Annotated in this window: 12 protein-coding genes; 7 read left to right on the forward strand and 5 right to left on the reverse strand. The window is 70.9% G+C overall.

The window, feature by feature from the left end; genetic code table 11:
* The first annotated feature begins 3 nt into the window (after positions 1–3).
* From ABD691_RS20545 to ABD691_RS20560, 4 genes are read left to right on the forward strand one after another with little or no spacing between them, the layout of a single operon-like run.
* Positions 4–1,791 (forward strand): FHA domain-containing protein, encoded by a 1,788-nt coding sequence (locus ABD691_RS20545; RefSeq protein ID WP_344682078.1) that lies wholly within the window; start codon positions 4–6, stop codon positions 1,789–1,791.
* Complete coding sequence (locus ABD691_RS20550; RefSeq protein WP_344682079.1) at positions 1,788–2,948, forward strand: hypothetical protein; 1,161 nt, start codon at positions 1,788–1,790, stop codon at positions 2,946–2,948. Before ABD691_RS20545 ends, ABD691_RS20550 begins: the two co-directional genes overlap by 4 nt.
* Positions 2,945–3,814, forward strand: a complete 870-nt coding sequence (locus ABD691_RS20555) for a putative Ig domain-containing protein (protein ID WP_344682080.1) — start codon at positions 2,945–2,947, stop codon at positions 3,812–3,814. The genes ABD691_RS20550 and ABD691_RS20555 overlap by 4 nt, the downstream gene beginning before the upstream one ends.
* A 39-nt stretch (positions 3,815–3,853) precedes the next feature.
* A complete protein-coding gene (locus ABD691_RS20560; RefSeq protein WP_344682082.1) occupies positions 3,854–5,545 on the forward strand; it encodes an SUMF1/EgtB/PvdO family nonheme iron enzyme in 1,692 nt (563 codons plus the stop codon).
* On the opposite strand, the gene ABD691_RS20565 is transcribed toward ABD691_RS20560, so the two are convergent.
* Complete coding sequence (locus tag ABD691_RS20565) at positions 5,509–6,384, reverse strand: helix-turn-helix domain-containing protein (protein ID WP_344682352.1); 876 nt, start codon at positions 6,382–6,384, stop codon at positions 5,509–5,511. The two genes, ABD691_RS20560 and ABD691_RS20565, sit on opposite strands and share 37 nt — an antisense overlap.
* A 109-nt stretch (positions 6,385–6,493) precedes the next feature.
* On the opposite strand from ABD691_RS20565, the gene ABD691_RS20570 reads away from it, so the two are divergent.
* Entirely contained in the window at positions 6,494–7,984 is a 1,491-nt protein-coding gene (locus ABD691_RS20570; protein WP_344682084.1) for an MFS transporter, read from the forward strand.
* 122 nt (positions 7,985–8,106) lie between these two features.
* Here ABD691_RS20570 and ABD691_RS20575 read toward each other — a convergent pair whose 3' ends face one another.
* Both ABD691_RS20575 and ABD691_RS20580 read right to left on the reverse strand, forming a co-directional pair.
* Positions 8,107–8,481, reverse strand: coding sequence for a DUF397 domain-containing protein (locus ABD691_RS20575; RefSeq protein WP_344682086.1), 375 nt, complete (start codon positions 8,479–8,481; stop codon positions 8,107–8,109).
* 21 nt (positions 8,482–8,502) lie between these two features.
* Positions 8,503–9,378, reverse strand: a complete 876-nt coding sequence (locus tag ABD691_RS20580) for a Scr1 family TA system antitoxin-like transcriptional regulator (RefSeq protein WP_344682088.1) — start codon at positions 9,376–9,378, stop codon at positions 8,503–8,505.
* A gap of 195 nt (positions 9,379–9,573) precedes the next feature.
* Here ABD691_RS20580 and ABD691_RS20585 point away from each other — a divergent pair, with 195 nt between their 5' ends.
* Together ABD691_RS20585 and ABD691_RS20590 are read left to right on the forward strand one after the other, a co-directional pair.
* Positions 9,574–9,834: a hypothetical protein gene (locus tag ABD691_RS20585; protein WP_344682090.1), complete on the forward strand. Its 261-nt coding sequence runs from the start codon at positions 9,574–9,576 to the stop codon at positions 9,832–9,834.
* 448 nt (positions 9,835–10,282) lie between these two features.
* Positions 10,283–10,666 carry a hypothetical protein gene (locus ABD691_RS20590; RefSeq protein ID WP_344682092.1) on the forward strand — a complete coding sequence of 128 codons (384 nt, stop codon included), beginning with the start codon at positions 10,283–10,285 and terminating at the stop codon, positions 10,664–10,666.
* An 82-nt stretch (positions 10,667–10,748) separates the two neighbouring features.
* On the opposite strand, the gene ABD691_RS20595 is transcribed toward ABD691_RS20590, so the two are convergent.
* Both ABD691_RS20595 and pruA read right to left on the reverse strand, forming a co-directional pair.
* Positions 10,749–11,678 carry a proline dehydrogenase family protein gene (locus ABD691_RS20595; protein ID WP_344682094.1) on the reverse strand — a complete coding sequence of 310 codons (930 nt, stop codon included), beginning with the start codon at positions 11,676–11,678 and terminating at the stop codon, positions 10,749–10,751.
* Positions 11,679–11,809: 131 nt separating this feature from the next.
* Positions 11,810–13,438, reverse strand: a complete 1,629-nt coding sequence (pruA, locus tag ABD691_RS20600) for an L-glutamate gamma-semialdehyde dehydrogenase (RefSeq protein WP_344682354.1) — start codon at positions 13,436–13,438, stop codon at positions 11,810–11,812.
* Between the last annotated feature and the right edge of the window lie 110 nt (positions 13,439–13,548).

A 13,548-nucleotide genomic window follows, 5' to 3' on the forward strand; every position in this document is an offset into this window, starting at 1 on the left:
CCCATGGAATCTTTCGGACCCCGGTTCAGCCGGGAGCTGCCCAACTACGTCGCGCTGCTGGCGGTGGACCTGGAGAGGTTCAGCAGGCATCCCAGCAGCGAACTGCCCAAGCTGAGCACCGCGATACCGCGGATCCTCGAAGAAGCGATGCGCAGGTCCGGCCTGGACTGGTCGGCGGGGAGGTTCCCGCAGTCGACCGGTGACGGCTACGTCCTGGGACTGCCCGCCGAGCAGACGCCGTTCCTGCTGCACCCGTTCCTCGGCGAACTGCAACGGGTGCTGGCCGAGGAGTCGGCGAAGTCGACCGCGGAGAGCTTCGGCCTGCGGATGCGGGTCGGCATCCACCTCGGCGCGCTGCCCGACAGCGGCGGTGCCCGGCCGGGAGACGGCGTCGGCAAGGCAATGAACGACGTCCACCGGCTGCTGGACTGCGCGCCGCTGCGCGAGGTCCTCCAGCGGACGGACCCGGAGGTCACCCTCATGGCCGCCGTGGTGTCCAAGCGCGTGTTCACCGACGTGGTGGAGGCCGGGTACACCGCGCTGAAGCCCGGCGAGCTGATCCGGGAGCACGTGCGGGTCAAGCAGTTCGCGGAGGACGCGTGGCTGTACGTGCCGGCGCCGTCCGCGTCGTCGGCGGACGCAGCCGAGCCCGAGCCGACCCCGGCGGCGATCACGAACACCAACGACGGCAATCCGAGCGGATTCCTGCTCCAGAGCGGGGAGATCACCAACAGCCACATCAGCTACTCCGCCGAGCCCGGGCCGTCGGTCTACCCGGTGCCCGGAGCCGAGATCACCTCCGCGCGCGACTGGTTCGTGCCGCCTCCGGGGTTCGACCGGGCCAGGGAAGTGCTGCACGCCCAGCACCTGCTCGTGCTGATCGCCGACCCCGGCGGACGCCGGGTCACGGCGCTGCACCTGCTCGACGAGCTGTCCGCCAAGACCGGCATCAGCCTGGTCGACGTGGTGCCGCGCTGGACCCGCCCAGAGGTGGGCGGCCTGCCGCTGCACACCGGGTGCGGGTACGTGCTCAACCTCAACGACCCGGTCACCGACCGGACCAACGACTCGTTCGCCGAGGACCTGCGGACCCACGCGGCCAGGCTGGTGGACCGCGGGTCGTACCTGGTCGTCACGGTCCCGCGCGAGCTCTGGCGGGACTGCGCGCCCGCGGCCGGGCTGGCGGTCGAGCTGGGCAGGCCCGATCCGATGGCGGTGCTGGCGGCCCACCTGGAGCGGCTGGGCGCGGACTTCCCGGCCGAGCTGCCCGCGCTTCCGCCGGACATCGCCCCCGCCTCGGTCGTCGAGTGGGCCGAGCTGCACGCGTCCGGATTCGCACCGGGACCGCCGAAATCCACCGCGCACCACCGGGAATCCCTGCGGATCACCGATCCGGACGGCGCGTACAGCGAGTACCGCCTGTGGGACGGCCACCGGTGCCGCACCGAGGTGACGCTCGGCCGCGAGGTCCCGGGCAGCGCGGCGCCGGACATCATCCTCGACGCAGGCCAGTGGAGTTGGGTGAGCCGGGACCACGCCCGCGTCGTGCGCGAGGGCGGCCAGTGGTGGCTCGACCCGCGCGGCCAGAACCCGCCGACGCTGCACCGCCGCGGAGCGTCGGGGCCGGAGACCGCAGGCACCCGCACGCGACTGCGGGACGGGGACGTGATCCGCATCCAGCTCCGGCCGATGGACGGCCGGTCGCGGCACTGGAAGCTCGAGTTCCTGGACCCCCAGGAAACCGGCTCCGGTGCACCAGAACCCGAGGAACCAGAAGGAGAACAGCGATGACGTCAATGTCGCCCCGGCCCGGCCGGCCCGTCGGCGGGGTTCCCGCGCCGGGCAACGGAAACCCGCCGCCGGGCAACGGGCATCGGCCGCCGGGCGAGGTTCCGCCGCGTCCGGAAGACAGCCCGCCGGGCCGGGGGTCCGCTTCGTTCCTGCTCATCGGAGTCGTGGCGGTGGCGTTCACCGCCGTCGCCGTGCCGCTGGGGATGCTGAACTGGGTCCCCTCCCTGGGAGAACTGATCAACAGGCCGGGAGGTGTGAGCACGATCGTGACCCTGGTGCTGGCGATCGCGCTGTGGGTCCTGCTGTTCGCCTTCGGACGGCTGTTCCAGGGAGGCCGCGAACACACCGCGAATGCCGAGGTCCGCAAGGCCCTCGGCACCGGCCCGTCGTCCGGATCGCCCCGGCGGATCGGCGGCCACGTGCAGGAGTCGCTGCGCGACACCCCGTTCCGCAACTCTGCGATCGCCCGCCGGATCGACGCCCTCGCAGGCAGCAGCGGCACCGGGAAGGAACAGGCCAAGGGGGCGCTGGCCGCGCGTTCTGAACTCGACCACGCACGCGGTGACGTGTCCTACGGCCCGGCCCGCGCGCTGGTCTGGGCACTGCCCGCGCTCGGATTCCTGGGCACCGCGGCCGAGATGTCGCGCGCGGTGAGCGGTCTGGGTGCAAGCGTGAGCCGGACGACCGAGTTCGCCGACCTCCGGACCGCGTTGACCACGCACGTCATCGGGCCGCTGGCCGACGCGTTCAGCGTGACGCTGCTCGCGCTCGGCGCGAGCGTGATCTGCCACCTCGCGCTGACCTGGGCCCACAACCGGGAACAGCGGATCCTGCTGGAGGTCGAGGAGGTCACGCTGGAGGTGCTGCACCGGGTCAACGGACCGGCACCTCCCGCGCAGCAGCCGGGTACCGCCTCCCTCAACACCGAGATCTCCAAGCTCGGCGACCAGATCGAGCAGGCGAGCCGGGCGTTCGACCGGTCGGTGCGGGCGATCGCGAGCATCGACCTGGACCAGCTCCAGCACCTCCGTCCGGTGGCCGAGCTGGGGGCCGCGGTGCAGTCGATCGAACAGCGCCTCGGCCTGATCCACGCCGAGATGTCCCAGGAGATCGTGGTCACCCGCCGCGGTGCGGCTTCGCCGGAGCCGCCGCGATGACGACCACGGTGTTCGCGCGGCGGAGGGCCGGGAACCCGGAACCTCCGGTGGAGATGCGGTTCGTGGACATGCTCCTGATCATCATCGCCGCGGTGATGTTCGTGGCGATCCTGTTCAGCGTGATCAGCGCCGCCAACAGCGGCGTGCGGCCGGACACCCCGCCCCAGCTGCGGACGAAGTCGGCCCCGGCCGCCATGGCGGGACAGTCCTACGAACTCGCGCTCGCCGTCGTGGGCGGTGACGGCCAGTACCGCTGGCAGGCCATCGGGCTGCCGGACGGGATGGGGCTGAGCGAGGACGGTGTGGTGCAAGGAACGCCGATCCGGGAGCAGACCGCGGTGGTCTGGGTGTCGGTCACCGACGGCGCGGGGCGCCGGGGCGAGGGCGAGGTGCGGTTCGAGGTGCGCCCGTCCGGTTCTGGCGCGGTTCAGCAGGTGCGGCCCCGGATCGTCGACAAGGTGCTGCTGCTCGACGGCGCCACCGCCGGTAGGCCCTACGAGCACCAGTTCCGCTCCGAGTCCGGGATTCCGCCGTACCGCTGGACAAGCAGTCCCCTCCCGGACGGGCTGAAGCTGCTGCCGAACGGAGTGCTGACCGGCCGGGCGGACGAGGCGGGCACCAGCACCTTCGCCGTGTCGATGATCGACGGGAGCGGTGCGCTGGTGAGCCAGGAAGTGCGGCTGGTCGTGCGGGAGGCTCCCGAGTCGTGGTTGTGGTGGTTCCTCGGCTGGGTCAAGACGGTCATCGAGTGGCTGGGCTACTTCTGCGTCGCGGTGAACTTCGTGTTCTTGATCTTCGGCGTTCCGGCACATGCCGGAACGCCCCCGATCTGGAAGATCTTGAAGATCCGGAAGCGCTCCGCGTGACGGTGCCGGACTGAATGACAACGAGAACGGAGGAACCAGATGGGGCTTTACGAAGGCAGGGTGCTGTCGACGGGCGAGACCGTGGTGGAGGTCCGGCACGGCGGGTTCGCGGAAGTGGGCGTGCTCGACGACGAGTTCGAGGGCAGGAAGAAGGTGGTCAAACGGCTCAGCGACCGGGTCCTGGAGACCGCGGGCAAGGCGGTCGCCGACTCGTTCTTCCACGAGTGCAAGACCGTGTTCGCCAAGCTGGAGGGCGTGCCGCACGTCGCGCCGTCGATCCTGGCCATGCGCAACCTCGACGACCTCGGCCCGGTGCTGTTCGTGTCCTATGTGGATGGACCGGCGCTGCGGGAGCTGATCCGGGCCGGGCGGCAGTCGCTGACCCAGACCGTGCGGATGGGCGGGCAGATCGCCAGGGCGGTCGCGGGCGCGCACGATCGCGACGTGCGGCACCGGGATCTCAAGCCGAGCAACATCCTGCTCACCACCGGCAACGAGATCCGGCTCATCGACTGGGGGTTGTCCCGGGCGCAGGAGGCGACCGAGCTGACCGTCGGCGTGGTCGACTACCTGTCCCCGGAACGGCGCGAACAGCCCATTCTGGACGCCGCGCCGGACGACGTCCACGCGCTGGGCGTGATCCTGCACGAATGCCTCACCGGCGGATACCCGGACACGTCCGCGGGTCCGGTGCGGCTCCGGGCCGGACTGGCCGCCGCGCGCGCGTTCGCTCCGGCACGCCTGCTGGACCTCGTGTGCGGGATGCTCGACCCGAGACCGCAAGGGCGTCCCACCGCGCGTGACGCGGCCACGGCGCTGACGGATCCGGTGCTGGTCGAGGACATCACCGCCCGCGAGGTCGAGGACCCCTTCTGCCGGAAGTGCGGCTTCGTCGCGGCGGACGCGCACCGGTCCGCCTGCCCGGTCTGCGACCACGTGCTCTACGCCCGGTTCGCGACCCCGCCCAGGGCGGGCATGGTCCGGATTCCGCCGGGGGTCTACATCCAGGGGATCGACCAGAACCAGGCGCGGCAGGCGCTGATGGCGGCGGGCATCGACGCCGACTCGAAGCACCTGGAATGGCTGGCCCCGCCGGACGACCAGCCGAAGGAGGTCTTCGTGCCCGGCTTCGACATCGACGTCGAGCCGGTCACCAACCTCGCCTACGCCGAGTTCGCCGAAGCCACCAACTACCCGGCCCCGGAGGGCCTGCTGCCGGGGAGCTCGAACCTCCCCGACCATCCGGTGGTGCACGTGACCTGGCGGGACGCGCTTTGCTACGCGCTGTGGGCCGGCAAGCGGCTGCCCCGCCCGCAGGAGTGGGAGAAGGCCGCGCGGGGTGACCGGGACAACCGGACCTACCCGTGGGGAGACGTCTGGCAGGAATCCCGGTGCAACCACTCCAGGTATTCGGGCAACCAGTTCCCCCGGACCAACCCGGTCGGCGCGTTCACCAGCGGGGAGTCCGACGGCCGGTCGCCGTTCGGGGTGGCGGGGATGGCGGGCAACGTCTCCGAGTGGGTCTCGCACAGCAAGCCTTCGCACGCCCAGGGCCGGGACGCGCGGATGCGGGCGGTCTGCGGCGGCGGGTGGAGCGACCCGGTGGCCGTCTACGGCGCGGTGTCGGTGCAGCTTCCGGCCGAGATCGACTACGAGAGCCCGTCGGTGGGCTTCCGCTGCGTGGCCGACATCGTCTACGAGGAGAGGCGGATCGACGAGATCGGTTCCTGAGCGGCGATGTGACCGGACAGCAGCCGCAGCGCGTCGGCCGAGCCGCGGTCGTTCGGGGTGTAGACCTCCAGCCGGTGGTCGGGGCTGTCGGGCTGGAGCCACACCTGGTAGTCGACGTCGAGCCTGCCGACCGTGGGGTGCCGCAGGCGCATGGTCCCGACGGTGCAGTCCGCGACCTCGCCTTCGGCCCACAGCGCGGCGAACTCGTCGCTGCGCATGGCGAGCTCGCCGATCAGCTCGGCCAGCCGGGCGTCGGTGGGGTACCGGCCCGCGGTGAGCCGCAGGTAGGCGACGTGGATCCGGGCCAGCTCGTCCCAGTTCCGGTGCAGGTCCCGGAAGTGCGGATCGAGGAAGAACATCCGCGGGACGGACGGCCGCCGCTCGGGATCGCGCGGCGCGCCGAAGTCGACGTGCTCGGCGAACAGCGCGTGCCCGGTGCGGTTCCAGGCCAGCACGTCACCGCGCCGGCCGAGCACCACCGCAGGCGTGGTCTCGCCCAGGGACTCCAGCAGCGCGAGCACTCGCGGGTGCGGCTGTTCCGGGTCGGGCCGGACCAGGCTCGGCGCGGCGGACTGGCGGGCGAGGTTGTGCAGGTGGGCCGTCTCGACCGCGTCGAGCCGGAGCACCCTGGCGAGAGCGTCGAGGACCTGGTCGGAAGCGGTTCCGGCCTGCCCCTGCTCCAGCCGCGTGTAGTAGCCGACGCTCACCCCGGCGAGGTGTGCCAGCTCCTCGCGGCGCAGGCCGGGGACGCGGCGGGCGGTGCCGTGCAGGCGCAGGCCGACGTCGGCGGGCGTGACCCGGTCGCGGCGGCTCTTGAGGTAGGCCCCGAGGTGCTCCAGCTGCATGTCCCCGAGCTTAGGCGCGGTCGGCCGGACGAGGGTGTCCCTGCCAGGTGTACCCATGGCGCGGGGCTGGTTGCCGGGCGGATCGCACCGCACCGTTCGAGTCATGAACGCTTCTAACTCACCCGGTCCGCGGGAATGGCTCGGTCTGCTGGTGGTGCTCGGGCCGGTGCTGCTGGTCGCGATGGACGGTTCGGTGCTGTTCCTGGCGATGCCGAAGGTCACCGAGGCGCTGTCGCCGACCGCCGACCAGGCGCTGTGGATCCTGGACGTCTACGGGTTCGCCGTGGGGTCGCTGCTCATCGCCTTCGGCAACATCGGCGACCGGTACGGGCGGCTGAAGCTGCTGATGGCCGGAGCCGCCGCGTTCGGCCTCGCCTCGGCGGGAGCGGCCTTCGCGCCCGGACCGGAACTGCTGATCGCCTTCCGGGCGCTGATGGGCGTGGCCGGTGCGACGCTGCTGCCGTCGGCGCTGGCGGTGCTCAGCGAGCTGTTCACCGATCCGCGCAAGCGGGCGAACGCGATCGGCATCTTCGCGGCCACCTTCGCCGCCGGGTTCGCGATCGGCCCGGTCGTCGGCGGGCAGCTGCTGAGCAGCTTCTGGTGGGGATCGGTCTTCCTGATCAACCTGCCGGTGGTCCTGCTGTTCCTGCTGCTGGCCCCGGTCCTGCTCCGCGAGGTCCGCGCCACCAGCACCGGCCGCATCGACGTCCCGAGCGTTTTCCTGTCCGCCGCGGGCATTCTGCTGACCGTCTACGCGATCAAGCACGCCGCCGCGGAGGGTCTGGACGTCGTCCCGGTGGCCATGGGGATCGTCGGCGTGATCGGCCTGGTGTGGTTCGTCCGGCGGCAGCTGCGGCTCGAACACCCGCTGATCGACTTCCGCCTCTTCCGCGACCGGGTGTTCGCGGTCGCGGCCGTCACCGGGCTGCTGCCGCTGGCCGCGTGGTCGGCGATGGCCTACCTCGGCGGCATCTACCTCCAGTCGGTGCTCGGGCTGCCGGTCCTGGACGCGGCGCTCGTCGCGGTGCCCGGCGCCGTCGTGCTCACCGTGACCTGCATCGTGACGCCGTGGGTGGTCGCGCGCACCGGCACCCGCGCGGCGCTGATCGGCTGCCACTTCCTCATCGCGGCGGGCCTGCTCCTGCTGCTGCCCATCAGCGCATCGGGCGGGATCGGCTGGTACATCGCCTCGACCGTCCTGGCCGGGATCGGCTACGGCATCTCGTTCAGCGTCGTCGCCGACACCGCGGTCGCCGCGGTCCCGCCGGAACGCGCCGGTGCGGCGGCGGCGATCGCCGAGACCAGCAACGAGATCGGCAACGCCCTCGGCATCGCGCTCCTGGGCTCGCTGGCCGCCCTGATCTTCCGGCTCCAGGGCCCGGATCTCGCGGGGACGCTGAACGAAACGCTCCAGGTTCCCGGGCTCGCACCGGCGGTGATCGGCGACGCCAAGACCGCGTTCGTCACCGGCCTGCACGCCGCAGCCGCCATCGCGGCGATCGTGCACGGCGCGCTTGGCGTCTTCACGCTGCGGCGGGTGCCGAGAACTCTGGGCGCCGAAGGGGAAAGCGCTCAGCCGGCGATGTCTGCTTGAGATGTGCGAACGGGTGCCCGTCCGGACCGGACGGGCACCCGTTGTTCCGAGTGTCGACTGTGCTGTGTCGACTGTTCTGGGGGCCGACGCTCGTGGCCAGTACGAGTCGGCCGGGGTTGAACCTATGCGGCGTAAGCCAATGCGTCGAACTCGTGCTTGTCGATGCCGTCGCGGAACGCGTCGACCTCGGCTTCGGTGAAGACGAGTTCCACGGTCGGCTCGGCGCTGTGGCGGAAGGTGTAGTTGCCGTCCGCACGGCGCGTGATTTCCAGGCACAGACCGCTGGTTTCGCCCAGGCGGGTGGCCGAGAGGAAGGCGTCGAACTGCTCGGCCGTGAAGACGAGCCGGTGGTCGTCAGCGGCACCGAAGGTCGTCTTGTCGTCGCGCATCTCGACCCAGCCGCCCCGACGAGCGACCCGGACGCAGGACTTTTCCGGCTCGCTGCGGGTTGCCTTCCGGAAGTCGTGTTCAGCGAACGGCGGTGGGGTTGTAGTCATTCGATCTCCTTCGAGGTGGGTTTACTTCTTGAACTCGCGTGCGACCTGGCCGATGAACTTGCGGCTCTCGCTGAAGCTCAGAGCGGCCGAGGTCAAACGTGCCCAAGCGTTGTCGTGTGCCGCAAGCGCCTTCTTGTCGTCGAGGTAGCGGATCTCGCCTTCGCCCTCGACGTAGGCCAGCTCCAGCGGTCCGGCCGCGCCCGGTGACGGCACGCGGAGCAGGACGAAGCGGTTCCCGATCGGAGACCGGCGGCCGGGCGGGGACTTGAACGGCAGCACCTGGATCATGACGTTCCGCCGGTTCGAGATCTTGACCAGGTAGTCGAGCTGTTCCCGCATGACCTCGGCGTCGCCCCACATCCGGCGCAGGCAGGACTCCGACAGCACGAAGTGCGCAGTCAGTGGCTCCGACGTGCTCAGGATGTCCTGCCGTGCGAGCCTTGCGTTCACGCGGTCGTCGATCGTCAATCCCTCGACCTCGGGCCAGTCGGCGTGCATGGCGCGGACATACGCCTCGCACTGCACGAGTCCCGGAACGATCTCGACTTCCGCCCATCGGATCTGGTCGGCGTGCTTCTCCAGGTCGACCAGCAACCGAACCTCGTCGCGGTACGCGCGGTTGTGGCCGGTGGTCCAGAAACCGCGCTTGCTGTTGTCCCGCCGAAGTTCGCGGAGCGCTTCCTGATAACCCTCGTCGGTGAACCCGAGCTTGTTGGCCAGCAGGACGAGATCGCCCGGACTGATGTTGCCGCCACCGCTGATCAGCCCGGCGATCCTGGGCTGGCTGGTCTCGATCAGCCGGGCGGCTTCGGCCTGCGAGACTCCGGCGGTCTCCAGCATGTGCGCGATTTCGCGCCCCAGCAACAACTTCCTGGCGGTGCGGACGGTGGCGGACATCGGTGTGGGCTCTCCGTGGGTTGGACGGGCTGCGATCTCTTCGAGGTCGTACCCCACCATCTTTCCGGCTGAGGGTAGCTCCAAGCACCACTCGATCGGATGCCCGTCTTGGGCTTGATTATCAACACTCGCAGTATCAAGCTAAGAATCACTGCGGACGTGATGAGTCTAACAACCCTGTTGCGGAGGAGATCGATGGCCGTCCCGCCCATTCCCGCCTTCTGGCACCCGATGCGGAGGAAGGTCGACTGCGTCGACGGGTTCGAGCGCCCGAGGACCGTGTCGACCTACCTCGGCGCCGGCCGCATCGTGCTTCTGGCGCCACCCGCCGAAGTTGCCCTGCTGACCCCGGAATCCGCGCGCGAGCTCGCGGAGGACCTGTGCGCGCACTCCGACGTGATCGAGGTGCGACGACGGCGCGAGGCCGCGCGGCTCATCCGGGTCCTACGCGGCTGAACGGTTCCGCGCCGCCGGACGATCCGCCCCGCGCAACGATTCGCGTCGTTGATCGGCTCTGCGGCACCGGATTGTCCGCGCCACCGAACGAGTCCGTCCCCACCGAACGAGTCCCCGTCGAACAATGCCCGCCCGGCCGGTCCAGCCCCCAGAGCGGCCGGGCGAACGGGGCGGGCGGCGTCGCGTCGAGCCCGCGGTTGGCCAGGCCGCTGCTCCGCGCGTCGCCCGCCCCACCCTCGGCGATTCCGGCGGCCCGGAGTTCCCGCCTCCCGGCCCCGCTCCGCAGCCGGTTTTCGCCACCACACCAAGGATTTCCCAGACGCTTCGGCCGGTCCGCGACTCCCCGGATCCTCCCCCCGCGCGGACCGGCCGGGGCCCGATCACGGCGGCCCTGCCGAGACCCCGACCTCCGGTAGGGCCGCCGTGCACCACGCAGAGAGGAACGCCCATGCTGCTCGCCGCGCCCGCGAACGACGAAGCTCCGCATCTCGCCGCCCTGCGGCGCGGCGTCGAGGCCGGTTTCAGGTTCCGGCACTTCCGCGATCCCGGCGGCGAGGTCGCCGTGATCTACGCCGAGCGGTGGTGTTCCTACGGAGTCGTCGAGAACTGCACGCTGCGTGCGATGACCGAGGCGGTCGCGGCCCGGTTCCGGATCGAGGACCATCCCGGTGGGGATCCGCTGTGGCAGGCGACCGGCTCGGTCGCCGAGGTGCTGACGGCCCTGCTCGACCTCCCGCCGCATGGCCACCCCGGGGCTCCGACGAGCCCGCGGCGGCCTTCCAGCGCCCTGTGGCTCCCCGGCAGCCCATGCCGACGGTTTCCCTCTCGCTGAACGGAAAAACACCGCCAATGAGCGGAAAAACACCGCGGCCCCCGTCCGAGGGGGGAGAACGGGGGCCGCGGGAGCGCTCCGGTCAGCGCGAGCTGACCAGCGAGCGCAGGAAGAACGCCAGGTTGGCGGGGCGCTCCGCCAGCCGGCGCATGAAGTAGCCGTACCACTCGTCGCCGTAGGCGACGTAGACGCGCAGCTTGTTGCCGTCGGCGGCGAGCCTGCGCTGCTCCTCGGGGCGGATTCCGTAGAGCATCTGGTACTCGAAGGTCTCCGGAGAGCGCCGGGCGCGGGCCGCCAGGTCACCGGCGATGGCCACCATCCGCGGGTCGTGCGTGGCGACCATCGGGTAACCCTCGCCGTTCATCAGGACCTTGAGGCAGCGGACGTAGGAGCGGTCCACCTCCTGCTTGTCCTGGAAGGCCACCGACGCGGGCTCTGCGTAGGCGCCCTTGCACAGCCGCACCCGCGACCCGGCGGTGGCCAGGTCCCGGCAGTCGCCCTCGGTGCGGTGCAGGTACGCCTGCAGCACCGCGCCGACCCAGGGGAAGTCCACCCGCAGGTCCGCCAGGATGCCCAGCGTCGAGTCGGTGGTGGTGTGGTCCTCCATGTCCAGGGTGACCGTGGTGCCCGCCGCGGCGGCGGCCTCGCAGATCAGCCGGGCGTTGTCCAGCGCGATCTTCTCGCCGTCGGTGGGCAGGAACTGGCCCACGGCCGACAGCTTCACCGAGACCTCGGCGCGGTCGGCCAGCCCCGCCTCCGCCAGCTCGGCCAGCATCCGCTGGTACGCCCGGACCGTGCCCGCGGCCTGCGCGGAGTCCAGGGTGTCCTCGCCGAGGTGGTCGAGGGTGACGTGCAGGCCCTGGTCGCGCAGCGACCGGGTGGCGCTCACGGCGTCCTCGGGGGTGGTGCCCGCGACGAAGCGGTCCACGACCGCGGCGGTCAGCGGGTTGGCCTCGACGAGCTTGCGCACGCCTGTGGAGCGGGCCGCGGCCAGCAGAGGAGTACGGAGCATGGTGCTCTCCTTTTGGACTTTCCAAAGCCTGGATGCGGGACGGGACACCGGTACGGGCGTCCCGCCCCGAACGAATCCGCGCTGGCGCACGGATGGCGCTGCGCGCCATGAGAAGCGCCATCGGGCGCTTCTCAGCCCATGTGCGGGTAGGTGTGCTGCGTCGGAGCGTTGAAGGTCTCCTTGATGGCCCGCGGGCTGGTCCAGCGCTGGATGTTGAACAGCGAGCCCGCCTTGTCGTTGGTGCCCGAGGCCCGGCTGCCGCCGAAGGGCTGGCGGGACACGATCGAGCCGGTGGGCTTGTCGTTGACGTAGAAGTTGCCCGCGGCGTGGCGCAGCTTGCGGTGCGCCTCGTCGATCGCGCGGCGGTCGGTGGCGAACACCGCGCCGGTCAGCGCGTACGGGCTGGAGGTGTCGACGACGTCGAGGATCTCGGAGTACTTGCTGTCGTCGTAGACGTGCACCGCGATGATCGGGCCGAAGTACTCGGTGGTGAACACCTCGTCGGCCGGGTCGGTGCCGACCAGGACAGTGGGCTGCACGAAGTAGCCCTCGGAGTCGTCGTAGCCGCCGCCTGCCAGCACCTCGATCGACGGGGTCTGCTTGGCCCGGTCGAGCGCCGCCTTGTGCTTGGCGAACGCGCGGGCGTCGATGACCGCGCCGCCGAAGTGGGAGAAGTCGGTGACGTCGCCGTAGCTGATGGTCTTGGTCAGGTCGGCCAGCTGCTCGCGCAGGCCGCCGTCCCAGATCGAGCGCGGCACGTAGGCGCGGGAGGCCGCCGAGCACTTCTGGCCCTGGTACTCGAAGGCACCGCGCACGAACGCGGTCGCCAGCGGCGCCGGGTCGGCCGACGGGTGCACGACGATGAAGTCCTTGCCGCCGGTCTCGCCCACGATCCGCGGGTAGCTGCGGTAGCTGTCGAGGTGCTCGGCGATGGTGCGCCACAGCATCTTGAACGTCGCGGTGGAACCGGTGAAGTGCAGCCCGGCCAGGTCCGGGTCGGTCAGCGCGACCTCGGAGACGGCCTGGCCGCGGCCGGTGACCAGGTTGATCACGCCGGGCGGCATGCCCGCGGCCTCGAACAGCCGCATGGTGAAGTGCGCGGCGAACTGCTGCGACGGCGTCGGCTTCCACACCACGGTGTTGCCCATCAGCGCCGGGGCGGTGGGCAGGTTGCCCGCGATGGCGGTGAAGTTGAACGGCGTGATGGCGGTGACGAAGCCGTCCAGCGGCCGGTACTCCATCCGGTTCCACTCGCCGGGCACCGACTTGGGCTGCTCGGCCATGATCTGGCGCGCGTAGTGCACGTTGAACCGCAGGAAGTCGATCAGCTCGCAGGCGGCGTCGATCTCGGCCTGCTGCACCGACTTGGACTGGCCGAGGATGGTGGCGCCGTTGATGGTGTCCCGCCACGGACCGGCCAGCAGGTCGGCGGCGCGCAGGATGACCGCGGCGCGCTCGTCGAACGGCGTGTTCGCCCAGTCGTGCGCGGCGTCCTTGGCGGCCTTGACCGCGTCGGCGACGTCTTCGCGGGTGGCCTCGGCCGAGGTGCCCAGCACGTGGGAGTGCTTGTGCGGCTGCACGACGTCGAAGCTCGCGCCACCGGCCATGCGCTGCTGCCCGGCGATGGTGGAGGTCAGTTCGAGGCGCTCGGACTCCAGCTCGGCCACGCGCTTCTGCAGCGATTCCCGCTCCGGCGACCCCGGAGCGTAGGTCTTGACCGGTTCGTTGGACGGGACCGGGACCGATGTGATGGCGTCCATGGCCATTTCGCCTCCTTGCGAGAAGTCGCTGCGTAGCGCTGGGGAGGGCAGAGCGCCCCCAGCGGCGGTGTCACCTCGGAGGTTAGGAGCTTCCCGACCTCCGGGATTTG

It is taken from the genome of Saccharopolyspora taberi, assembly GCF_039534165.1.
Lineage (GTDB): Bacteria > Actinomycetota > Actinomycetes > Mycobacteriales > Pseudonocardiaceae > Saccharopolyspora_D > Saccharopolyspora_D taberi.